Here is a 23,235-nt window from a genome sequence, read left to right on the forward strand (position 1 = left end):
CCTCCTGCGGGCTCGATCGGGTCGGTGCGGCGGCAACCGGGCTCAGTGCTCGAGGACCATGGCCGAGAAGGTCGCTCCCAGCCCCACCGAGGTCATCAGGTAGCGGTCGCCCGGCCGCAGCCGTCCGGCGTCGACCGCGGTCCGGTAGTTGATGAAGCTGTCGGCCCCGAAGCAGTGCCCGCAGCCGGCCAGGTTGTCCATGAACAGCCGATCGGCGCCGCGCACGCCGAGCAGCCGCAGCACCCGCAGCCACGACATCCGGTTGACGTTGTGCGGCAGGATCAGCGCGATGTCGTCGAGGTCGAGCCCGGCGCTGCGCACCGCGGCGTCGATCACCTCGGCCAGCAGCGCCGGGTACTCGTCGTGGAAGGCCGCGGTCAGTTCCTCGTCGAGCCAGGCGCCGCGGTGGAACTTCCCGCAGGTGCGGGTCGCGTAGGCCAGCATCCGGTCCCGGTCACCACCGGCGGCGACCAGGACGGCGGCGGCGCCCTCGCCCATGACGCCGGTGTCGGCCAACACCTTGCCCGCCGTGGTGAACGCCTTCTCCCCGGCCACCAGCAGGGCCAGCGCCTGCGGATCGGGGTCGGCGGCCAGCAGCTCGCCGGCCACCTCGACGGCCAGCAGCCCGGAGGCGCAGGCGTGCTGGGTGAGGCAGATCGCGGTGGCGCCCTCCAGCCCCAGCCGCCGGCACGCCTCGGCGAGCGGGTTGACCGGGTGCGGGGCGACCACCGGCATGGTTCGCGCCTGGATCACGTAGCGGATCCGCGGCCGGTACGCGGCGAAGTCGGGCAGCCCGTTCGCCGCCGCGACCAGCAGGTCGGCCGGGCCGGCCGCCGGGTCGAGCGGGATCCGGTCGAACCCGAAGAACCGCTCGTACATCCGTACCCGCGGCTCGGGGATGCCGTGCTCGCGCAGGAACGCGGCCACCGGCACCGTCGCCTCCGGGATGTGGCTCGCCACCGCGACCAGCGACGTCATCGCGTACCGCCGGCCAGCGGGGCCTCGACCATGGCCACCGGGCGCATCCGGCGCACCCGTCGCACGGCGATCACCACCACGACCAGGCCGACCACGTTGCCCACGGCGGCGGTCGCGTAGAGCGCCGTCGGGTCGTCGAGGGCCCGCGCCAGCACCCCGCCGACGACGACGATCTCGGCGAAGTAGATGACGTTGAGCAGCAGGGCGAGCGTGCCGTTGCCGATGTGCTCCAGGAAGGTCAGCGAGGCCAGCACCGGGCCCTGCGCCAGGTAGGTCAGGGCGACCACGCCGATGTAGAGCCCGACCGCGGCGACCACCCGCGGGTCGTCGGAGACGATCCGCCCGACCGTGTCGCGCAGCAGCCAGATGACCGCCGCCACCACCGCGTAGAAGACGAAGGTCAGCTCCAGGCCGGCGCGCAGGATCTCCCCCGCCCCGTCCACCGAGCCCGCACCGCGCCGTTGGTTGATCACGATCGCGGTCGCCCCGCCGAGCTGGATGCCCGGGATGATGATCAGCGCCTGGAGCGTGGACGCCGCGGCGTAGCCCGAGATCGTGTCCGGGCCGAAGGGCGTCAGCACCCACAGCATGCCCACGTTGAACAGCGAGATCAGCACGTAGGACAGGGCGACCGGCAGCCCGACGCCCCGCAGGAAGCCGGCGACCTCGCCGCGCACCGGCACTCCGGTGAGGCGACCCCACAGCCGGTGGCGACGCATGAACCACATGCCGGGGACCGCCGCGGCCGCGCTCGCCACCGCGGTCGCGATCGGCACGCTGAACAGCCCCAGCCCGGCGCCGAAGCCGAGCAGGCCGACGAGCGCGAACTCGACCGCCGCGCTGGTGAGGGTGACCACCGCGGCCGCCCGGGCGTGCCCGAAGCCGCGCAGCGCCGCCGAGCACAGCGCCGGCAGCACCACGGTCAGGCTGGCCAGTGACGTCCAGCGCAGGAACCGGACGAACTCGGCCCGCTCGGCCGCCGGCACGTCCAGCAGCGCGCCCAGCGCGGGGCCACCGAGGTAGAGCACCAGGCACAGCACGACCCCGGTGACCACGAACACCCGCAACAGCGCCACCGCGGTCGGAACCAGGTCCTCAGGTCGTTCGCGTCCCCTGCTGATCGACGCCATGACCTGGTACGTGATGGCGAACGCCGTGCTCATGGCGACGAACAGCAGCAGGATCGGCATCGTCAACGACCGGATGTAGAGCGCCTCGTTGCTGACCCGGCCGAGGAGCGCCACCACGCCGATGATCTCGACGAAGAGCACGACGTCGGCGATCGTCATCGGCAGCGCCAGCCCGGCGATGGCGCGTCGGGTCCCGGACCGGTCGGCCGCGACCGAGCCGCTGCGGTCGGCCATGCTACTCCTGCTCCTCGGCCTGACCGGCCACGTACTCGGTGAGCGTCCCGATCGTCTCGAAGTGACGGGGCTCGAAGGTGTCCGGGTCGAACTCGACCCCGAACTCGTCCTCCAGCTTCATCAGCAGCTCGAGGATGCTCGTCGAGTCCAGACCGAGGTCGTCGACGATGCGCTTGTCGGCGCTCAGCGCGCCGACGTCGCGTCGGATCATCTCCGCGAGCGTGTCGACCACACGGCTGTGCGCCTGCGTCAGGGCGGCTTCGGTGTTCGTCATGCCTGTGCCTTTCCGGAAGGAGGGGTTCAGGGGATGGAGGCGGAGGGCACCCCGGGTGCCCGCTCGTACAGGCGCTGGCGGTCGACGATGTCGGCGGGCCGGTCCCGATCCCTGATCAGGTACGGCCGACCGGCGTCGACCAGCACCTCGGCCGGATGGCCGTGGCTGAGGAACAGCACCGGTGAGGCGCTGGGCCCGTAGGCGCCCGAGCGCAGCACCCCGAGCAGGTCGCCGGGGCGCAGCGGCGGCAGCGGGGTGTGCGTGGACAGGGTGTCGTTCGGGGTGCACAACAGGCCGGTGACCCGCCAGTTCGGGGCCGGTTCGGTCGCCTCCCGGCCGAGCAGCCGGATCGGGAAGTCCCGCTTGACGAACGAGCCGACGCCGACCGCCGCCATGTGGTGGTGGGTCCCGCCGTCGGTCACCGCGAACCACTCGCCCATGGACTCCTTGACCTGGCGGACGCGCACCAGATAGGTGCCCGACTCGGCGGTGAGGAAGCGGCCGAGCTCGGTGAACAGCCGGGTCCGCGGGTGCCGGGCCCGGAAGGCCGCGAACGCGGGGTTGACGAGGTCGGCGAGCCGGCGCAGGTCCAGGTCGCGTTCGCCGTCGAAGTAGGCGACCCCGAGACCGCCGCCCACGTCCACCGTCTCCAGCTCGAAGCCCAGCCGCTCGGCGACCCGTTCGGCCAGGTCGAGGATGCGGGTGGTGTTCTCGGCGGCCACCTCCTCGGCCAGGATGCGGGTCCCCATGTAGACGTGCACGCCGATCAGCCGGACGTTCCGCAGCCCGGCCACCCGGGGCGCAGCCTCCAGCGCCTGTTCCTCGTCGATGCCGAACTGGCGTGGCTTGCCGCTCATCGTGAGCCGCGAACCCTTGACGGTGAAGGACGGGTTGATCCGCAGCACGACCCGGGCGACGGTGTCGCGCCGGGCCGCGAGCGCGTCGATCTCGGCCAGCTCGCCCCACGACTCGCAGACGATGGCGTGCACCCCGGTGGCCAGGCAGGCGTCGATCTCCTGGGCGGACTTGCCCGGTCCCAGGAAGATGGTGTCCTCCGCAGCGACCCCGGCCCGGCCGGCGATCAGCAGCTCGGCCAGTGACGACACCTCGGCTCCGGCCCCGAGCGACCGCAGCACCGCGCAGATCGACACGTTCGGGTTCGCCTTCAGGGAGAACAGGATCCCCACCTCGGGGTGCAGCACCTCGCGCAGTTGCCGGTAGCGCTCGCGCAGCACGTCGGCGTCGTAGACGTACAGCGGCGTGCCGAACTCGCGGGCCAGGTCGGTGACGGCCAGACCGCCGATGGTGTCGGTCATGCCGCACCGCCGACCAGCTCGGCGACGCGCTCGCCCACCCGCCGGTCCAGTTCGGCGACCTCGTCGGCCGAGCGGCCGACGACCATGCCGTAGAGCCGGCCGTCGAACGTCGGGTGCGCCGCTCCGTCGCGGCCGTCGCCGGGTGCCGGGGCGGCCGCGTTCACGGTGGCGAAGTTGTTCACCAGGAAGCCGACGCCGCTGCGGCGCTCGAACTGCAGTTCGCCCAGCACCGACCGCAGCCGGTGGAAGGCCACCGGCTGGCGCAGCCGCAGCGGGTAGTGCCGGGCCAGCGCGATCGCGTCCGGCGGGATCAGCCGCTCCTGGATGCCCACCTGGTAGGTCGACATGTTGTTCCGGGCGTTGATCTCCACCAACGGGTAGAGCCGGCCGTCGGGATCGATCATGGCGTCGATCCCGGCCACGCCGAAGTAACCGTCGCGGTGCAGCCGCGCGCCGACCGCGACGGCGACCTCGGCCAGCTCGGCGGCCTGCGCCCGGGACAACCGGGCCGGGATGCGGTGGCCCTTGTGGATCCCGCCCTCGGTGATCGCCTCCTTGACGAAGTCGAGGTGGACGGCACCGTCGCGGCCGACCGTCACCTGGTAGTTGAGGTCGGTCTCCTTGGCCACCCACTCCTCGACGACGACGTCGGCCCGGCTGCAACCGGCTCGTCGTTCCCGGGCCAGGATCATCCGGCACAGCCGCTCGAACCGACGGACGTCGTCCACCAGGGTGATGCCCCGCCCGGACACCCCGAGGGCGTCCTTCACGGCGAACCGGTGGCCGGCGGCGAGCAGCTCGGCGACCGGACCGGCGACCTTCTCCAGCTCGTCGAGCGTTTCACAGGCCCACCCCGTCGGCTGGCGCAGGCCCAGCTCGTCGCCGACGCGTCGGCTGTAGATCTTGCTGTTCACCCGGATGCACAGCCGGGCGTCCGGCGCGCCCAGGGGCAGGCCGGTGGCCTCGGCCAGCTTCTCCTCCACCGCGGAGACGCCGTGCGGCCACAGCCGCGCGCCACCGGCGGCGAGCCGGCGCAGCTCGTCGACCAGCCGGGAGTCGGCCAGCGCGTCCTCGGTGACGGTCTGCTGGGCATCCTGGGAGCCGCAGGCCAGCACCCGCGGCACCGGGAGTTCGAGCTCGTGCAGGTAGGCCAGGTAGTCCGGATCCGGGGCCGCCTTGAGGACCACGGTGTCGCCCGCGTCGCCGAGCAGCAGCGCGAACTCGTCCATCCGGTTCACCACGGCGCGGCTGCCCGCCGAGGACAGCCGCGGCAGGCCCGGCTGTTCCCGGGCCCACTGGTCCTCGACCTCGAAGTTGCCGAGCAGCACCAGTGGCCCCGGCGCACCGAGCGCGGACCGAATCCGTCCGAGGAAATCTGGTGGAGTCTCCGCCACGTGTCCCGTCCCGTCTGCGTGCAAGCTGCCGGATGACGCCGATCAACATAGGCACTCGGTGCGATCCGGGGTAAGGACGGGAAGCGCGCACTTCCGAACCCGGCTGATCGGGTATGGCCGCCGGTCGCGCCGGACCATCGCCCGAATGTGTGCCCCGCACGACCGGGGGTGGTCTCGCCTGCGCTGCGTAGCATGGCCGGGGAAGAGTCGAGCCAATTGGTTCGAGGCTTGCCCAGGATGCCGAAACGGCGTCCTCACCGGCCACGGGTGCCTAAAGGCGATACCGATTCCTCGTATCCGGGCGGTCGGAGCACAACCACCAACCGGACGCGGGAGCAATTTCTGTGAATGATTCGGAGAAACGTCGCCTTCGCCACGCGCTGGTCCGCGCGAACATTGCCATTCGCGCTGGACGCCCACTCTACCCCGAATACAACAATGTATTCCTGCGCACCTACCCGGTGACCTTCGGCGCCCCCCGGATCGAATACCAGATGTATCAGTTCTGGTTCCGCACCCGAGGCTGCACGTACGATCGGGCCGGCCAATGCAGCATGTGCAACTACGGCATCGGCCCCGAAATCCGCCCGGAGGTCGTTGCCCATTCGGTCGAGCGCAAACTGGCCACCGTTCCCGAGGGCGCCTGCCTGTATCTTTCGCCGTCCGGGAGCCTGCTCGACGACCGGGAGGTGCCTGCGGAGATGCGCGACCGGCTGCTGCGCGCAGCGGCCGCGCGCCGCCCGGCCACGTTCGCGTTCGAGAGCCGCCCCGAGGTCTGCGACCGCGACAAGCTCGACCGGCTGCGGCGGTACTTCGCCCCCGGCACGCGGCTGGTGTGCCAGATCGGCGTCGAGTCGTGGGATCCGCAGGTGCGCTCGATGTGCCACCTCAAGCCGACCCGCCAGCAGGCCTATCTGGACACCGCGCGCACACTGCTCGACCTGGGCTTCGACCCGATCGCCAACATCACCCTCGGCGGCCTGGGCCTGTCGCCCCGGGAAGCCTACCTGGACACGCTGGCCGGGGTACGCGGTGCGCGGGCGGCCGGGTACCGCACCCAGATGGTCTTCCCGCTGAGCGCGAAGGCCGGCACGCTGCTGGGCTGGGCGCACGACCAGGGGCTGTGGGAACCGCCGACGCTGTGGATGCTGGTCCGGCTGCTCGCCGCGTGCGCCGACGACGCCATCGGCCCCGACGGCTACGGCGACCTCGACATCTCCTGGTTCAACCCGCAGTTGGACGACGTCGTGCAGTCCCGGCCGGACAGCTGCGAGCTGTGCCGTCCGGTGCTGGTCGAGTCGCTGTCGGCGTTCCGGTTGCACCCCCGGGCCGACGCGCTGGCCCCGGCGATGGCGTGGGGCGACTGCCCGTGCCCCGCCCGGACCGACCGGCTGCTGGCCGACCCCGACCCGCTGGACCACCTCGATCGGCTGGTCGCGGTCGCCGACCGCTGGGCCGGCCAGGGCGACGCGCCGGACCGGCACGGGCTCGGCGTCGGCTGACCGCGCGGGAGCCGCACCGCACCGCCGGCCGGCGCGGGCGGCCGCCCCGTCGCCGCGCCTGAGGCACGTGCGGCAACCCCGCGCCGCGACGGCCTCGGACGCGGTCGTGAACCGGACCCTTGCCGCCGCCACGCCACCGCGCCCGTCCTCGGACCGTGCGCCGCGGCACCCCCTGGGCGGCACCGTCCGAACGATCATGGATCCCGACCGTCGACCGGCCTGGATAAGGCACTGCCCCAACCAGTCTGAACGCCTCGAAACTCCCCGCAGGGGACACCACGGACGCACCCGGTCAGCCCACCAGAGTCCTCATCACGCTCGAAACCCGAAACGTTACCCAAAACAGTGACAACAGTCAATTAATATCCCACGTTGCCAAGATCGATACGGCCACTCAGCCGTTTCACATGAGCCAACTGTTGACCAACGGCTCCGTGGGGGGTTGTCTATATAGGACGGAAGCTCGCCGACCGCCGCACGCCACAGCGGGGGAATCCGTGGTCGGCTGGTGACGAAGGGGGATCCATAGTGGATTTCGGAAGTCTGCCTTCCCTCGGAAGGCTCAGCAGCGAAGACTCGGGATACCGATCAGGGTTCGGCAACGCCGAATGCGGTCTGGTAACCGCGCTGCCGCTCCCGCTGTTCTCTGCGCACCCGGTCGGCGACCGACTCCGGCCGAACCGCGGCCTGAAGGGGATTCGCAAGCGATGACCCAGATCGGATCGCGGGAAGTGCCGGTCGACCTCCGCCTCACCGTCGCCGTCTGCGCCAGCAATGAGCTCGTGCGCCGCGGCCTGAACTCCATACTGGACGACCTGGCCATCGTCGGAGACGATTTCTACTGCGAGAGCTGGGAACAGGCCTGCCAGCTCATGTCGGCCACCCCGGTCGACATCCTGATCATCGCGGAGGCCGGCTACGGCGGCTGCCAACTACCGGACGGCGTCCAGACCAAGGTCCTCGTCCTGGTCGACGCGACCGACCTGCGCACCGCGCTCAAGGACGCGCCCCCGTGGGCCCACGGATTCCTGGCCCGCCAGGATCTGACTCCCACCAGCATCGACGAGGCGGTCCGCCGGGTGGCCGTCGGCAAGAGCCAGATCCCGGCCCGACTCGCGAGCGAACTGATCCGCCGCGCGGCGGCCCCGCTGCCCGCGCGCGCAGCCCGACCGGCCAAGCTGACCAGCCGGGAGAGCGAGACCCTGGCGCTGCTCGCCGACGGGCTCAGCAACAAGCAGATCGCCCGTCGCCTGAGCATCTCCGACCACGGGGCGAAACGACTGGTGGCAAGCCTGCTGCTCAAGCTCGGCTCGCCCAATCGGACGATGGCCGTGGTCACCGCGATCAAGTCGGGGCTGATCGAACCGTCCCTGCTGTAACGCCTCGGTCGCACCGCGTCCGCCATGTGAGCGCTCACCTCGCTGGGTTTGCACGGAGCTCCCGACGACGTGCAAACACCAGCGAGGCCACGTGAGCCCCGGCGAACGAGGGCTCTCGCTGGGCGCACATGTGCCGTGGTGATACCCGCGCGCTAGAGGCTGACATGGTCGAGAAGCCACGAGGTCAGCGCTCGCGCGACACCGGACGCGGCGCCAGCGGTCACCACCGGGAACACCTTGTTCCGGAGCACACGGTCGCGGCCGCTCTCGGCCTCCGAAGGCGCCTTCTGCTGACAGGATTCTGGCGCGAACGACTTGTTGGTGGGCATGAAACCAGCAGGCATCTCGGACCACCCGTCCGACAAGAGTCTCCTTGAGGCTCAGACACCACCACCGTCCGGTGGCACACCAGGGGTTCAGCCGAGCGACAAACGCTCGATGTGTCCGACCGGACGCCCGAGCGGGTGCCAGACACACCGAAGGTCGCCAATACTCGGTCGCATCCAGCTTTCCCGGGGAGGGACCATGGCCGACCGCAGCATGGCGTCCGAACTCCAGTCGGTGCAGACGACGGAGGCACTGGCCGGGTGCATCCGGAACCTGTTGTCCCGCAACGGCAATCTGTCCCTGCGGGAGTTGGAGTCGTGGGGGATCGCGCACAACCGCCCGATGCCCCGGGCTTCGCTCGGAGAGGCCCGCGCCGGAGTCCGGCCACCTGGCAGGCAACTCCTGCTCAATCTCCTCGTCGCCTGCGACGTCCGCGACGACCAGGAGGTGTCGGCGTGGCTCGACGCGCTCGACCGCATCCACAAGTCGAAGTCGATCCAGACCCGGCACCGCAGCTTCGGCGATCTGCAGCAGCCCGCCTCCGCCAACCGGTTCTTCGTGGAACAGGACGACCTGATCGAGATCTCCCGCCTGATCCAGGGCGCCCAGGACGAGGTATGGCTGTGGGGCACGACCCTGTCGATGCACATCCCCTTCCTCGACAACTATCTCGGGCAGGCGCTGGCCCGCGACGTCCGCGTCAAGGTTCTGCTGATCCGCCCCGGCGGAGCGGCAATGTCCATGCTGGCCTTCCGCGCGGGACCGGCTTGGGGCCTGACGAGGCTGGAGGAACACCTCGCCATCAACCTCGGACTGCTCGACCGGCGGCTCGAACAGGGCAACGCCCTCGAGGTGCGCCTGGTCGACTACCTGCCCCCGTACACCCTCTACGCCTACGATCCCGGACTCGACGACGGCTCCATGGACGTTCGCCTCGGCTCCTTCGGCGGCCAACACGAACTGCGGCCCACGTTCAGACTGAACCGCAGACGCGAGGGCGAGTGGTTCGACTACTTCTACGAGCAGTTCACCGGCGTGTGGAACGCCGCCAGCCCGTACCGCCGAGGTCAGGCACCCGACACGCCCCCCGCCGGCTCCGCGGCCGCTCGGCGGGCGGCCCCCGATGGCCACACCGACGGACGCCAGGTCGGCAGCGCGCGCTCCGCGCCGGCCCGGCCCGGCGGAGCGCGCCCTCACCCGGACCCCACGGGCGTCGCTGGCACACTTGGCGGGGAGGGTGATGACGATGCCGAGCGACACCCCCACGGGGACTGAACGACCACCGTCCTGGTTGCACCGTGTCCTCGCCATGATCGGCGTGGTGGCGGTGCTCACCGTCATCGGGCTGATCGCCGACCTGATGGGTATCGTCAGCTTCGTCACCGGAAAGAACGGCCCTGAGCTCGTCGCGCCAGCGTCCCCGTCGGCGGGGGCCACCACCCCTCCAGCCCTGGGCGTCACCAGCACTGCGCCGCCCACGGCGTCTCCTCACCCGGAGGCCACCCCGGGGCAGTCCGCCAGCCCCACGGTGGAGACCGTGTACGCCACTGATCTGGACCTGCTCAACCGGGCGTCTGACATCGATGTCGGGTCAGCGGAGATCCGGGGAGCGCACTACGGCCACAGCGTCGTCTACCGCTGCTCCGTGTTCTGCAACAGCCCTCGCGGCACCGTGGAGTTCAACCTCGGCGGCCGATACCGCACCTTCGAGGCCACCGTCGGCGTCCTCGACGATGCCCAGGACGCCGACCAGGTCGGATACTTCGAGGTGTTCGTCGACGGCTCCCCGGTGAAGAAGGTCAGCGCGACCCTCGGGAAGCCCAGGTCGATGAGGATCGACCTTCCTCCTGACGCGGTGCGGCTGAAACTGCTGGCCTACCGGACGGACACCGTCGACAACCCGCTGCAAGCGGGCGCCAACGTCGCGGGCGGCCGGTCCAACGGTCTTCCCGAGTTGGCCTGGGGTGACCCCCGGTTGACCGCGTAGAGCTCCGGTCACGGCGTCGGGAGGTCCACCGCCCGCGTCGCCCAGCGGCGCAGCAGGGCCGGGTCGTGGGTGATGAGCAGGACCCCCGCGCCGGTGCGGCGCTGGTAGTCGCCGACGACGGCGGCGACGTGGGCCTGGGTGGAGGCGTCGAGCATGGCGGTGGCCTCGTCGCAGAGCAGGTAGTCGGGCCGGTGCACGAGGGCGCGCGCGAGGCAGGCGCGTTGCAGTTGCCCGTCGCTGACCGCGTGGGGGCGGCGGGCGAGCAGATCGGGGGTGAGGCCGACCAGGTCGGCCAGCTCGGCGGTACGGGCGGCCGCCTGGTCGCGGGGGACGCCGGTGGCGCGGAGCGGTTCGGCGACGAGGTCGGCGAGGCTCAGCCGGGGGTCGGTGGCGGCGCGGGGGCTCTGGAACAGGATCGCGACGCGGGTCCGCAGGGCGGCGGGCACCCGGTGCCGGACGCCGGCGACGGGCCGCCCGCCGATGGCGACGTGCCCGCTGTCGGGGGCGTGCAGGAGGGCGAGGACGCGGGCGAGGGTGGACTTGCCGCTGCCGGAGGGCCCGCGCAGTCCGACCGTCTCGCCGGGGGCGACGTGCAGGTCGACCCGGTCGAGGACGCGCTGCCGGCCGTAGCGGACGGTGACCCGGTGCGCGGCGAGCCCGCCGGCTGCGGCCCCGTGCGTGGTGTCGTCGGTCGTCGCGGTCATCCGGGTGCTCCGGGGGTGAGCCGGTGGTGGCAGGCGACCCGCCCCGGGCCGTCGGGCACGAGGCGGGGTGGCGTGCGGCAGGCGTCGCCGGCGTGGGGGCAGCGTGGGGCGAAGGCGCAGCCGTCGGGCAGGTCGGTGAGCATGGGCGGATGACCGGGCACGGGCGTGAAGGCCCGGTCCGGCAGGGCGTCGAGCAGCCCGGCGGTGTAGGGGTGGGCGGGGGCGTCGAACAGGGCGGCGGTGGGGCGGTGTTCGACGATGCGGCTGGCGTACATGACGGCGACGGTGTCGGCGACGCGGCGGGCGGCGGCAAGGTCGTGGGTGATGAGCAGGACGGCCGCGCCGCTGTCGCAGCGGCGGCGCAGCAGGTCGAGGGTGTGGTCGACCAGGGGCCGGTCGAGGCCGGTGGTGGGTTCGTCGGCGAGCAGCAGCGGCGGGTCGGGCGCGAGGGCCAGGGCGGTGGCCAGCCGCTGGGCCGTGCCGCCGGACAGCTCGTGGGGGTAGCGGTCCAGGTCGCCGGGGTCGAGTCCGACGGCGGCGGCGATCCGGTCGGCGGCGGCGGGGGCGGCGCGGCGGGCATGCCCGTGGGCGCGCAGCGTCTCCTCCAGCAGCCGCCGGCCGCTGCGCACCGGGGTGAGCGCGGTGGCGGGGCTCTGCGGGACGAGGCCGACGACGCGGCCGCGCACGTGGCGGGCGAGGTGTCGTTCACCGGCGTCGACCAGGTCGACGGGACGGCCGCCCGGCGGGTGCAGGTGGGCGCGGCCGGTGACGGTGGCGTTGCGCGGCAGCAGGCCGAGCAGGGCATGGGCGAGGACGGACTTTCCGCAGCCGGACTCACCGACGACGGCCAGCAGCTCGCCCGGGCGCAGGGTGAGGCTCAGGTCGGTGACGGCGTGCACGGTGCCGCCCGGGAGGCGGAAGCGGACGGTGAGCCCGTCGACGCCCAGCAGGGCCGCCGCGCGGCGGGTGTCGGTGCGGACGGCGGCGGTCACAGGTGCAGCTCCGCCCGGACGCGGGGGTCGAGGCGGTCGCGCCAGCGGCCGGTGAGCACGGCGAGGGCGAGGGTGACCGCCACGAGGAGGAGGCCGGGGACGATGCTGGCCCACCAGGCGCCGGTGAGCAGGGACCGCTGCCCGTCGTTGATCATGTTGCCGATGGAGGCGAGGTGCGGGGGCAGCCCGAGGCCGAGGAAGGACAGGGCGGTCTCGTGCCAGACGGCGTGCGGCACCATCAGGGTGGTGGCCAGGGCCAGCCGCGGCAGGACGTGCGGCAGCAGGTGCCGGGTGAGCACCCGGGCGCGGGAGGCCCCGCCGGAGATGGCGGCGTCGACGAACGGGCGGGTGCGCAGGCTGAGCAGCTCGGAACGGACGATGCGGGCCGTGGACAGCCAGTGCGTCAGCCCGATCGAGGCGACGACGGCGCCGAGGCTGGGGCGCAGCATCGCGACGACGAAGATGCCCAGCAGCAGGTGCGGCAGGGCGGCGACGGTGTCGACGACGCGCATGAGGGCCCGGTCGACCCGGCCGCCGAGGGTGCCGGCGACCGCGCCGACGAGGCCGCCGACGACGGTGGCCACCAGGGCGGCGACCGCGCCGACCAGCAGCGACACCCGCAGGCCGTAGAGGCTGCGCAGCGCCACGTCGCGGCCGAGGTCGTCGGTGCCGGCCAGGTGGTCGGGCGAGGGCGCGAGGCGGGTACGGGCGAGGTCCACCGCACTCTGGTCGAGTGGCCACAGCAGCGGCGCGAGCAGGCACGCGGCCACCGCGGCGGCGAGGACGCCGACGGCCGCCCCCGCGCCGAGGCGGCCACGGCGGGACCGGGCCGGCGGGCGGCGGGCCGGGCGGGTGCGGGTCGGGGTGGCGACCGGCGGCGGGGCGAGGTCAGTCATCGAGGCGTACCCGGGGGTCGGCGGCGGCGTAGGCGAGGTCGGTGGCGAGGTTCGCGGCCAGCACCACGACGGTGGTGGCCAGGGTGGTGGCCGCCAGCAACGGGAAGTCCGCGCCCAGCGCGGCCGCGACGGTGACCGCGCCGAGGCCGGGCAGGGAGAACACCGTCTCCACCAGGACCGCGCCGCCGACGAGCTCGGGCAGGTGCGTGCCGACCAGGGTGAGGAACGGCAGCAGCGCGGTGCGCAGCGCGTGGCCGAACAGGACGGTGCGGCCCGGCAGGCCACGGGCGCGGGCGGCCAGCACGTGATCGTCGCGCAGGCTCTCGGCGACGGCGTCGCGGACGAACAGCACGAACCACGGGGCCTGGGAGACCGCCAGCACCGTCACGGGCAGCACGAGGTGCCGGGCCACGTCGGCGGGGTCGGTGCCGGTGGCGGTGATGTCGGTGAGCCCGCCGGCGGGCAGCCAGCCGAGGGCGAGGGCGAACACGGCGATCGCCGCGAGGCCGATCCAGAACACCGGCATCGACTGCACGGCGTACGCGGCGGCGCGCAGCGCCCGGTCGAACCAGCCGCCGCGCCGGTACGCGGCGAGGGTGCCCAGCAGCACGCTGGCCACCAGGACCAGGGCGAGGGCGGCGCCGACGAGCAGCAGGGTCCAGCCGGCGCGGGCGGCCAGCACGGAGGTGACCGGCTCGTGGCGGCTCGTGGACCAGCCCAGGTCGCCGCGCAGCAGGTTGCCGATCCAGCGGGCGTACTGCACCGGCAGCGGGTCGTCGACGCCCCAGTTCGCGCGGAGCTGGGCAAGGTTCTCCTCGCTGGTGGTGAACGCCGCCGCGCCCGCGTACTGCTGGGCGGGGTCGATCGGGGAGGCCGCGCCGAGGGCGAACATGCCCATGCTGGTCGCGGCCAGCACGGGCACGGCCACCAGCAGCCGCCGCCGGACCACCGCCCCGGCCCCGGCCAGCCGCCGACGCCCGGCCGTCGCCGCGGTCACGGCTGCTTCGTCCAGGCGTGCACGTTCCACCAGAGGCTGTTGGCGACGTCGTGCTCGTGCGGCTCCACCCGCGGCGTCACGCCCGTCACGGTGTCCTTCACGACGTAGGTGTGCTGGAGGTAGGTGAGGAACACCCACGGCACGTCGGCGGCGAGCTGCTGCTGGAAGGTGGCGTAGGCGGCCCTGCGGACGGCCGGGTCGGCGCTGTCGCGGCCCTGCTGCAACGCGCGGTCGGCGACGGCGGACCGGTAGGAGCCGGGGTTGAAGAAGCCCTGCCCGGCGAAGGCCGAGCCGAACAGCTTGTAGGAGACGAAATCCGGGTCGTACGGGGTGCCGTAGCCCATGACCAGCGCGTCGGTCCCCATCCGTGGGGTGATCGCGTCCCAGGTCAGCCCCTCCGGGGTGACCTTGACGCCGACCTTCTTCGCGTCGGCGGTGACGGCGAGGGCGAACTCCTTGCGCAGGCTGTCGGTGGCCGGGTACATCAGCGTGAACGCGGCCTGCCGGCCGTCCCTGACCCGGATGCCGTCCGGGCCGGGCCGCCAGCCGGCGGCGTCCAGGGTGGCGGTCGCGGTGGCCGGGTCGGCGGCGGGCCTGCCGGCGGTCGACGGCGCGGCGAACTCCGAGGAGGGCGGCACCGGCCCGAACGCCGGCTCCCCCGCGCCGCCGAGCACGCCGGTCACCATGGCCTGCCGGTCCACCGCCGCGTTCAGGGCCCGCCGGATCGCCAGGTCGCCGGTGACCGGACCGCCCATGGGCAGCATCACGCCCCGGTAGTCGGCGGTCGGGACCCGGTGCACCCGGTAGCCGCCCTGCCCGTCGAAGCCGGTGGCGAGCCTGGGCGGCAGCTCGGCCGCGTCGAACTCCCCGGCCCGCATCCGCTGGGCGCGCACGTTGTCGTCGGCGACGAACGCCACCACGACACCCGGGTTCTTCGGCCTGCCGCCCCAGTGCTTGTCGTTGGCGGCCAGGACGAGCCGGTCCCCCGGCGTCCACGACGTCACCCGGTACGGGCCGGTGCCGACCGGCTTGCGGTTGAACCCCGCCTTGTTGACGTCCTGCCCGACGAACGCCTTCGCCGGCACGACGCCCAGCGCCAGTCGTTGCAGGAACGGCGCGTACGGGTGTTTCAGGGTGAACACCACGGTGGCCGGGTCGGGTGCGGCCACGGAGGCGAGCATGTCCAGGTCCGAGCGGAGGGTGGAGTCGACCTTCGGGTCCAGCACCGTCCGATAGGTGAAGACGACGTCCTCGGCGGTGAGCGGGGTGCCGTCGTGGAACAGCACGCCCTCGCGCAGCCTGGCCGTCACGGTCCTGCCGTCCGCCGACACGGTCGGCAGCTCGCGGGCCAGGGCCGGCACCAGCCGGTTGCCGGCGTCCCGGGCGACCAGCCCGTCGAAGATCAGCGACGCGCCGTCGACGCCGTAGTTCAGCACCGGGTTGAGGGTGTCCGGCTCACCGGCGGTGGCCACCACCAGCGTGCCGGCGTCGCCCGTCCCGCCGGACGATGTCGCCCCCGACGAGCAACCGGCGACGGCGAGCAGGGCGGCGACGGCCGTCGCCGTCACGCGCGCGGGCAGGGGCCTGACCATGCGGGGCAGCTCCTCGGATCCTCGTCGTCGCACGAACCGGGCGGGCCTCCGGCGATGGTTCCGATCATCGCGTCGCCGGAGCACCCGCCCACTGATGCCACTATCGCGCAGTTGCCAACTCTTGGCAATAACCTCATTGGGGCGTCACGCGAGACGGCACGACTCGCGTACGGCCCGAACGGGCGCGACGGCCGATCGACGAAAGTGAAGCGATCGCCGATAGTGTTCTCAGCCCCACTGCCCGCGCGTCCCGAAGGGTCCTGTCATGAGCTTTGGTCGTCGGCGGCCGCCGCGAACCGTCGCCGCCGCGCTGCTCCTCCTCGCCGGGGTGGCCGTCCCCGCCGCTCCCGCCGAGGCGGCCGGGCGGGGGCCGGACCTCGCGGTCGACGCCTCCGGGACGACGATCCCGCTGGGGGTCGAGCGGAAGGTCGCCCATCTGAAGATCAGCAACCTGGGTGACGAGACCCCGGGCGACGTCGTCGTCAGGGTCCGCCAGCCGCAGGAGGGCCCCGACCCCCTGCCGGTCACCCTGATCTGGCACTCGGGAGGGGGCGTGGGCGAGTGCGACGGCGACTTCGGCGGGTTCTACTGCCAGTTGTCGCCGGAGCTGATCCCGGGGCCGGGCGAGACCGTCGACGTGCCCATCGACGCCACCGCCGCCGGGGCCACGGAGCCCTACGCGGGCAGGTTCGAGGTTTCGGTCACCAGCGGGCCGGGCGAGGACGCGAATCCGGCCGACAACACCCGGTGGTTCCCGCTGGAGCTGGTCGACCAGCCCAGTGCCGACCTCTCGGTGGTCGCCGGGGACGTGAAGCAGTCGGTGCGGACCGGGGCCGACGGCACGCCCGAGCCCACCGGGACGCTGCGCCCGGGTGAGACGGGCGCGGTGTGGCACACCGTCGCCAACCAGGGCCGGCGGACGGTCGTCGGGGTACGCGTCACGCTGCGCCTGCCCAAGGGCGCGACCTTCACCAGGCCGCCGGCCCAGTGTGTGCTCTCCGACGCCGGGCGGTCGGCGGTCTGCACCTACGACAGCCTCACCCTCGTCCCGGCCGCCGAGGACACCGACCCGAACGACGCGGTCCACTCGGCGGTCGAGCTGTTCAACCTGGTGACGACTGCGGCGTCCGCCGCCGCCCCGGCGACGCTGCAGGGCGGGACCGTGCAAGTGGAGGGCCTCGCCGAGCGCTCGACGGACGACCGCTCCAAGGCTGCTCGGGCCGAGCTGCCCGCGAACGCCGTCGCCGTGCGGGTGGCCGACACGGACGACAGCGACAACGAGGACGGGTTCGCCGTGGTGCTGGCCGCGAAGAGCGGTGACGGCGACGGCGGCGAAGGAGGCGGCGACGGTGGGTTGCCGGTCACCGGGCCGCAGGCCGGGCTGATCGGCGGCATCGGCGTCGCGGCACTGGCGGTCGGAGGCGTGTTGTTCCTCGCTGCCCGGCGGCGCCGGATGATCCTGGTGACCCCCGAGGACGAGAGGCCAGCAGCCTGAAGCCTGAGCCCGACTGGATCAGGTAGTCACGGGGCTCGGCCAGCAATCGGCGGAAGAACGGCTGGCCGACGTCAATGCCACCTCAACCGCTTGAGGCGGAGCCGACAGCCGGGGAAACGGGGCCGCACCGGGCGATGACGCAGACCCGATGGGGGTCTGCGTCATCGATCCGTCTCGGTGCGGCCCCGCTCCATGTGGTCCGGCTCCCCGGGCGGACATTCGCCCACGATCGCCCTGCGCAGCTCGGCCATCGGTACTCAAAACCTGACGGATTACCTGATCAACGTTCAGGACGAGGCACTAGGCGGTTCGACGCCGACGCCGGGCCAGCCGGTGACTCATCACGATGAGCGCTCCACCCAGGCCGAGCATGGTCAGTGCGATCGCGGCGTAGCTGGAGATCCGGCTTCCGGTGACGGGCAGAATGCTCTTACGGACCGTGATGCTTGCCGAGGCAGGAGCGCCTGGGCCGCTCTCGATCGAGGTGGCTGCCGTCGTATTGACCTTCTTCCCCTCGGTCTTGCCGGTGACGTTCACCGACACCGTGCAACTCCCGTTGGCCGGCAGGGTCGCTCCGGCCAAGCTGATGCTGCTACCGCCGGAAGTCGCGGTGACCGTTGCGGAGGCGCAGTTGGTCTGCGCGGCGTTGGGCGTGGCGACCACCAGCCCCGCAGGAAGGTTGTCGACGAAACCGACTCCGGTCAGCGACATGGCCGGGTTGGGGTTGCGGAGGGTGAAGCTCAGTGACGTCGTCCCGTTGAGGGGGATGATGTCATCCTGGAAGGTCTTGGCGATCGTCGGTGCCGCGACAGCGCCGACCGTGATGCTTGCCGAGGCGGTAGCACCTGGGCCGCTCTCGTTCGAGTCCACCGGACCGCTCGTGTTCACCTTCGTTCCGCTGGTCGTGCCGGTGACGTTCACCGAGAACGTGCAACTCCCGCCAGCCGGCAACGTCGCACCGGTCAGCCGGATGCTGCTGCCACCGGCGGTCGCGGCGACCGTGCCACTACCGCACGATCCACTCACACCGCGGGGAGTAGCTACCACCAGCCCCGCAGGCAGCGCGTCGGTGAAACCGACCCCGGTCAACGAGGTGCGCGCGTTGGGGTTGCTGAGCGTGAAGACCAATGAGGTCGTCCCGCCAATCGGAATGGTGGCGTCTTCGAAAGCCTTCGAGATCGTCGGCGGCGCGACGACCGCCGCGCCGACCGTGACACTTGCCGAGGCAGGCAAGCCCGGACCACTCTGGACCGAGGTGACCGCAGCGGTGGTGTTGACCTTCGTTCCGGTGGTTGTGCCGGTGACGTTGACTGACACGGTGCAGCTCGCGTTGGCCGGCAGGGTGGCGCCGAATAGGCTGATGCTGCTGCTCCCGGCAGTCGCGGCGATCGTGCCGGAGGCGCAGTCGGTTTGCGCGCCATTGGGAGTGGCGACCACCAGCCCCGCAGGAAGGTTGTCGACGAAGCTGACACCGGTCAGCGTCGTGTTCGCGTTGGGGTTGGTCAGGCTGAACTCCAGCCTCGTCGTTCCGTTGAGCGGAATGGTCGCGTCCTCGAAAGCCTTGGCGATCGTCGGCGCTCCCGCAACCCTGACGGTGATGCTCGCCGCGGCGGGCGCACCCGGGCCGCTCTCGTTCGAGTCCACCGGACTTGTCGTGTTGACCTTCGTACCACTGGTCGTGCCGGTCACGTTCACCGAGAACGTGCAACTCCCACCAGCCGGCAACGTCGCACCAGACAAGCTGATGCTGCCACCACCAGCCCCCGCAGCGATCGTCCCACCACCACACGAACCAGTCAGACCATTCGGAGTGGCCACCACCAGCCCCGCAGGCAACGCGTCGGTGAAGCCGACCCCGGTCAACGGCGTGCTCGGGTTGGGGTTGCTGAGGGTGAAGCTCAGCGACGTCGTCCCGTCCGCGGCGATGGTCGTGGCCCCGAAGGCTTTGGCGATCGTGGGTGGCGTGGCGACGGCAACGGTGACGCTCGCCGACGCGACGGCGCCCGGGCCGCTCTCGTTCGAGTCCACCGGACTTGTCGTGTTGACCTTCGTACCACTGGTCGTGCCGGTCACGTTCACCGAGAACGTGCAACTCCCACCAGCCGGCAACGTCGCACCAGACAAGCTGATGCTGCCACCACCAGCCCCCGCAGCAATCGTCCCACCACCACACGAACCAGTCAGACCATTCGGAGTGGCCACCACCAGCCCCGCAGGCAACGCGTCGGTGAAGCCGACCCCGGTCAACGGCGTATCCACGTTCGGGTTGGTGAGAGTGAAACCCAGCGACGTCGTCCCGCCAGCCGGAATGGTCGCGTCATCGAAAGCCTTGGCGATCGTCGGCGGCGCGACGACCGCCGCGCCGACCGTGACGCTCGCCGACGCGACGGCGCCCGGGCCGCTCTCGTTCGAGTCCACCGGACTTGTCGTGTTGACCTTCGTACCACTGGTCGTGCCGGTCACGTTCACCGAGAACGTGCAACTCCCACCAGCCGGCAACGTCGCACCAGACAAGCTGATGCTGCCACCACCAGCCCCCGCAGCGACCGTCCCACCACCACACGAACCAGTCAGACCATTCGGAGTGGCCACCACCAGCCCCGCAGGCAACGCGTCGGTGAAGGTGACGCCAGTCAACGCCGTACCCACGTTGGGGTTGGTGAGGGTGAAGCTCAGCGACGTCGTCCCGTCCGCCGGGATCGTCGCATTTCCGAAAGCCTTCGAGATGGTCGGTGGCGCAATGGACGCGACGCAGAACGGTCGCGTGATCGTGTTGTGGATCAACGTGACGGCGCCGTTGCGGGCCAACACCCGTCCAGCGACGGTGGCTCCCTCACCCAGGGTCGCCGATTGCAGCGCCAGGATGCTTCCGACGAAGACGGTCCGGGTGTTCAGGGTCGCCGAGCTACTGACCTGCCAGAACACGTTGCACGCCTGGGCCCCGTTGACCAGGCTGACCCGGCTGTCGACCGCGGTGATCAGATCGGATCCCGCCTGGAAGATGAACACCGAGTTGGGATCGTTCTGCCCGTCCAGCGTGACGGTGCCGGTCAGAGACATGGTGGCGGGTGACGTGTACACCCCTGCGACCAGGGTTTGGCCGCCGAGCTCGCCGACCGTGCTGGTCGTGGGCTCGGCCGCCGCGAAGTTGTATGCGGTGGTCAGATCGGCCTGGGCCTGCATCGCCTCTGTGTCACCGACGTGCGTGGCACCGTTCACCACCGGGGCCCCGGTAACCGACGTACCCGGCCAGACACCCAAGTCCCCGTTGATGACCGAAGGACCGACGGGGGGCGGAACGTCGGTGACCGCCTGACCGGCCAACACCCCGTAGGTCTCGGCAACCCCCAACGGCACCGGGGACTGGGCCCAGGCCGGTGTCCCCACGACACCGACAAGGATCGTCGTAGCGGCGACCGCCCCCGCCATCAACATCGCGGTAGACCGACGACGCACGCGGTACGCGAGCCAAGCGGATCTCGACACGGATGCCCCCACCAATCACGAGCCCGCCAGCGGGCACGATTCAGAATGCGAAAGTTGTACCGGCGCTCGCGGTGAGCACCTCAGCCTCGGGCCGGAGTGTATCCACACAAAAGCATGACAATATGCCGAAGTGCACTAAAAGGGGATAATCGGGACGGACGCCGTCCCGCGAGGCGAGTGCCCCGACCTGCGACGCGCCCGCCCGCTCGTCCGGCGGTTCTGCGCCGAGCACGGCATCGGCTCCCCGGAACCGGGCCGCCTTCAGTCAGGTCCCTGAGCGCCCCATCACCGACAAAGCCGGGCCAGCCTCCATGTCCATCTCACCTGCCAGGCAGACCAACGCGGTGGGGCATCGAGGGGCAGTCAGTACGGTGATGACAAAATCCGCGCCGGACACCTGGGCCATAGCCTCACCTCGGCATGAATCAACTGATGCCGGGGGGCTGGGGCAACGACCTGTAACAGGCGGCGTCCTGATGCTAGCCCTCGGCGACCCGATGCGGGCACGCATACCCAATGGGTCAAGCGCGAGTAGCCGGCGCATCGAGTCGCCACGGCGTACGCGGCCACCGGCGCGATCACCACCAGGTCGAACCGCAGATCCCTCGGCCAGTGCCTCGTGCTGCACGATGTCCCAGTGAGTGTCACGACGACCGGTCCCGCGCGGAGGCGCGGTGGTGCTGGCTGTCGACCGGTTGCCGGGTGGACGGGACCCGGCTTCTGACGCCAGCCTGGTCGATGAGCGCGCCACAGGCGCGGTCCCTCGCCAGCCCAGGACCGAGCCGGGTGAGGAACGGCAGCGGCGTGCTGCGCAGCAGGCGATCACCGGGACCGGGACCGGCCCCGCTCGGCGGACGAGCGGGGCCGGTCGGCGATCACTACGGCGTCAGGCGGTGCGGCCGGGTCGGGCTGCAACGGACTCCCGGCCCGCCCCGGGCCCGTCGACGACGATCGTCACGCGAGGGGCGTCAGGCTGAACCGCTGGTTGGTCTGCCCGTGGCAGTCGTAGAGCTGGATCTGCGCCCCGTTGGCCGTGCTCCAGACGTCCAGGCAGCGCCCGGACTGCACGCTGCTGATGGTGCCGTTCGAGTTGACGTTCCACTGCTGGTTGGTCTGGCTGTGGCAGCCGTAGATCTGGACCGCCGCGCCGTTGCCCGAACCCGCCGCGTCCAGGCACATGTCGCCGTACACCCGCAGTTGCTTGGTCGAGGTGTACGTCCACGACTGGTTGGACTGCCGGTTGCAGTCGTAGAGCTGCACCCGGGTGCCGTTGGCACGGGAGGCGTTGGGCACGTCGACGCACCGGCCCGACTGCGCGCCGACGATCTGGCTGGCGGCACCGGGCGGGCTGGTGGGCGGGGGCGTGGTCGGGGTGGTGGTGGGCGTCGCCGTCGGGCTGGTCGGCGGGGTGGGCAGCAGCGGGCACGTGCTGCGGTAGGTGACCACGCCGCTGGAGTCCAGCAGCGGGCAGAGGAACTGGCTGTACCGGGCGTCGTTGTCGATGAAGATCTTGAGGAACGGCAGCATGGTCCGGATCAGCACCGGGTTCGACCGGCCGACCATGAACCCGTGGTCGGCGCCCGCGACCTCCAGGTAGGCGCTCTCCGTCGTGGTCGGGAGGCTGTTGTAGAGGCCGGTGGCGTAGGACGGGGTGACCACCGTGTCCGCCTGCCCGGAGAAGACCATCGTGGGCACCCGGTCGGTGGCCAGGTTCGACGACGGCGAGTACGGCGCGATGCCGACCGCCGCCTTCAGCGACGAGCGCCGCATGGCCGCGCTCAGCGCCCCGCCGCCGCCCATGGAGTGACCGGCGACGGCCAGCCGGCTGGCGTCGACGCGGTCGCGTACCGGGCTCTGCTGGGTCAGGTAGTCCAGCGCGGCGAGGAGCTGGGTGCCCCGGGCCGTGTCGAAGTCGTTGCGGCTGTTGGTCTCGATGCCGATGACGACGAAGCCGTGCGAGGCCAGCCACGGCCCCATCCAGGCCAGCTCGACCGAGAACAGCGCGGTGTAACCGGGCGAGATCGCGATGGCCCCGAAGGTGCCCTGGCTGGTGTCGGTCGGGTAGTAGATGCGGCCGCCGTTGAAGCCGTAGCCGGTCGGGACGGCGACCGACGTGTTGGCGAAGGGGCCGTTCTCGGACGCGACGCTGGCCCGGGTGGGGTCCGGGCCCCGCTGGTACGGGTTGTCGGCGGCCGACGCCGAGCCGGTCGCCACCGCGATGGTGAACAGCCCGACGGCGGCGGCGATCCCGGCCGCGGCCAGCTTGGCCAGCCGGCCCCGGAAGCCGGGGGGCACCCGGTCTGACCTGGTGTTCCCCGGGGGCGGGGGGTGCGCGTGTCCTCGCACTGTCGGTACCTCCTGGTGGTGGGGTGGGTGTGGTGGGTCCGGCCGGGACGGGGCCAGGTCAACGTTCACATCGATCGATGGTTACCAAGGCTGACAGACAACCCCGGACGTTTCAACCGGTAGTTTCGAACGAGAGGCCCGAAAGTTTCGGCTGCGGCCGACGGCCGTCCCGCACCCCGAAACGGCGACAACGGCACTGCCGGTGA

General features: G+C 71.7%; 18 protein-coding genes. 5 read left to right on the forward strand and 13 right to left on the reverse strand.

Translation table 11 applies throughout. The annotated features are described in order from the left end of the window. Nucleotides 1-42: 42 nt before the first annotated feature. The 5 genes from HDA31_RS26480 to HDA31_RS26500 are packed head-to-tail and all read right to left on the reverse strand — an operon-like array spanning nucleotide 43 to nucleotide 5,260. Nucleotides 43-978: a 3-oxoacyl-[acyl-carrier-protein] synthase III C-terminal domain-containing protein gene (locus tag HDA31_RS26480; protein WP_074475150.1), complete on the reverse strand. Its 936-nt coding sequence runs from the start codon at nucleotides 976-978 to the stop codon at nucleotides 43-45. Continuing rightward, nucleotides 975-2,342 (reverse strand): MATE family efflux transporter, encoded by a 1,368-nt coding sequence (locus HDA31_RS26485; RefSeq protein WP_074475151.1) that lies wholly within the window; start codon nucleotides 2,340-2,342, stop codon nucleotides 975-977. The genes HDA31_RS26480 and HDA31_RS26485 overlap by 4 nt, the downstream gene beginning before the upstream one ends. A 1-nt stretch (nucleotide 2,343) precedes the next feature. Beyond that, a complete protein-coding gene (locus HDA31_RS26490; protein WP_074475152.1) occupies nucleotides 2,344-2,616 on the reverse strand; it encodes an acyl carrier protein in 273 nt (90 codons plus the stop codon). A 26-nt stretch (nucleotides 2,617-2,642) separates the two neighbouring features. Next, a complete protein-coding gene (locus HDA31_RS26495; protein ID WP_178063147.1) occupies nucleotides 2,643-3,932 on the reverse strand; it encodes a type III PLP-dependent enzyme in 1,290 nt (429 codons plus the stop codon). Further along, complete coding sequence (locus HDA31_RS26500; RefSeq protein ID WP_246384315.1) at nucleotides 3,929-5,260, reverse strand: preATP grasp domain-containing protein; 1,332 nt, start codon at nucleotides 5,258-5,260, stop codon at nucleotides 3,929-3,931. The genes HDA31_RS26495 and HDA31_RS26500 overlap by 4 nt, the downstream gene beginning before the upstream one ends. A 410-nt stretch (nucleotides 5,261-5,670) precedes the next feature. On the opposite strand from HDA31_RS26500, the gene HDA31_RS26505 reads away from it, so the two are divergent. After that, nucleotides 5,671-6,828 carry a radical SAM protein gene (locus tag HDA31_RS26505; protein ID WP_178063146.1) on the forward strand — a complete coding sequence of 386 codons (1,158 nt, stop codon included), beginning with the start codon at nucleotides 5,671-5,673 and terminating at the stop codon, nucleotides 6,826-6,828. Between the two features lie 707 nt (nucleotides 6,829-7,535). Then, complete coding sequence (locus HDA31_RS26510; protein ID WP_178063145.1) at nucleotides 7,536-8,207, forward strand: response regulator transcription factor; 672 nt, start codon at nucleotides 7,536-7,538, stop codon at nucleotides 8,205-8,207. Nucleotides 8,208-8,359: 152 nt separating this feature from the next. Here the strand turns inward: HDA31_RS26510 and HDA31_RS26515 are convergent, their stop codons facing one another. Beyond that, on the reverse strand, nucleotides 8,360-8,536 hold the full coding sequence (locus HDA31_RS26515; protein WP_178063144.1) for a hypothetical protein: 177 nt from the start codon (nucleotides 8,534-8,536) through the stop codon (nucleotides 8,360-8,362). A gap of 196 nt (nucleotides 8,537-8,732) precedes the next feature. On the opposite strand from HDA31_RS26515, the gene HDA31_RS26520 reads away from it, so the two are divergent. Then, a complete protein-coding gene (locus HDA31_RS26520; RefSeq protein ID WP_178063143.1) occupies nucleotides 8,733-9,809 on the forward strand; it encodes a hypothetical protein in 1,077 nt (358 codons plus the stop codon). A gap of 34 nt (nucleotides 9,810-9,843) precedes the next feature. Continuing rightward, nucleotides 9,844-10,521, forward strand: coding sequence for an NPCBM/NEW2 domain-containing protein (locus HDA31_RS26525; RefSeq protein ID WP_184871979.1), 678 nt, complete (start codon nucleotides 9,844-9,846; stop codon nucleotides 10,519-10,521). 8 nt (nucleotides 10,522-10,529) lie between these two features. Here the strand turns inward: HDA31_RS26525 and HDA31_RS26530 are convergent, their stop codons facing one another. The 5 genes from HDA31_RS26530 to HDA31_RS26550 are packed head-to-tail and all read right to left on the reverse strand — an operon-like array spanning nucleotide 10,530 to nucleotide 15,702. Then, complete coding sequence (locus tag HDA31_RS26530; protein ID WP_178063141.1) at nucleotides 10,530-11,225, reverse strand: ABC transporter ATP-binding protein; 696 nt, start codon at nucleotides 11,223-11,225, stop codon at nucleotides 10,530-10,532. Further along, nucleotides 11,222-12,217 (reverse strand): ABC transporter ATP-binding protein, encoded by a 996-nt coding sequence (locus HDA31_RS26535; protein WP_219824987.1) that lies wholly within the window; start codon nucleotides 12,215-12,217, stop codon nucleotides 11,222-11,224. The genes HDA31_RS26530 and HDA31_RS26535 overlap by 4 nt, the downstream gene beginning before the upstream one ends. Then, nucleotides 12,214-13,113, reverse strand: coding sequence for an ABC transporter permease (locus tag HDA31_RS26540; protein WP_178063140.1), 900 nt, complete (start codon nucleotides 13,111-13,113; stop codon nucleotides 12,214-12,216). Before HDA31_RS26540 ends, HDA31_RS26535 begins: the two co-directional genes overlap by 4 nt. Continuing rightward, the gene (locus HDA31_RS26545) at nucleotides 13,106-14,110 is read right to left on the reverse strand and encodes an ABC transporter permease (RefSeq protein WP_178063139.1); all 1,005 of its coding nucleotides are present in this window, start codon (nucleotides 14,108-14,110) and stop codon (nucleotides 13,106-13,108) included. The genes HDA31_RS26540 and HDA31_RS26545 overlap by 8 nt, the downstream gene beginning before the upstream one ends. Beyond that, nucleotides 14,107-15,702, reverse strand: a complete 1,596-nt coding sequence (locus tag HDA31_RS26550; RefSeq protein ID WP_178063138.1) for an ABC transporter substrate-binding protein — start codon at nucleotides 15,700-15,702, stop codon at nucleotides 14,107-14,109. The genes HDA31_RS26545 and HDA31_RS26550 overlap by 4 nt, the downstream gene beginning before the upstream one ends. A gap of 265 nt (nucleotides 15,703-15,967) precedes the next feature. Between HDA31_RS26550 and HDA31_RS26555 the strand changes: the two genes are divergently transcribed. Next, complete coding sequence (locus HDA31_RS26555; protein WP_178063137.1) at nucleotides 15,968-17,197, forward strand: COG1361 family protein; 1,230 nt, start codon at nucleotides 15,968-15,970, stop codon at nucleotides 17,195-17,197. A gap of 300 nt (nucleotides 17,198-17,497) precedes the next feature. Here the strand turns inward: HDA31_RS26555 and HDA31_RS26560 are convergent, their stop codons facing one another. Further along, complete coding sequence (locus HDA31_RS26560) at nucleotides 17,498-20,626, reverse strand: ice-binding family protein (protein WP_178063136.1); 3,129 nt, start codon at nucleotides 20,624-20,626, stop codon at nucleotides 17,498-17,500. A 1,011-nt stretch (nucleotides 20,627-21,637) separates the two neighbouring features. Continuing rightward, nucleotides 21,638-22,978, reverse strand: a complete 1,341-nt coding sequence (locus HDA31_RS26565; protein ID WP_246384314.1) for a poly(ethylene terephthalate) hydrolase family protein — start codon at nucleotides 22,976-22,978, stop codon at nucleotides 21,638-21,640. Nucleotides 22,979-23,235: the final 257 nt, after the last annotated feature.

The sequence above is a fragment of the Micromonospora carbonacea genome (assembly GCF_014205165.1).
Classification (GTDB): Bacteria; Actinomycetota; Actinomycetes; order Mycobacteriales; family Micromonosporaceae; genus Micromonospora; species Micromonospora carbonacea.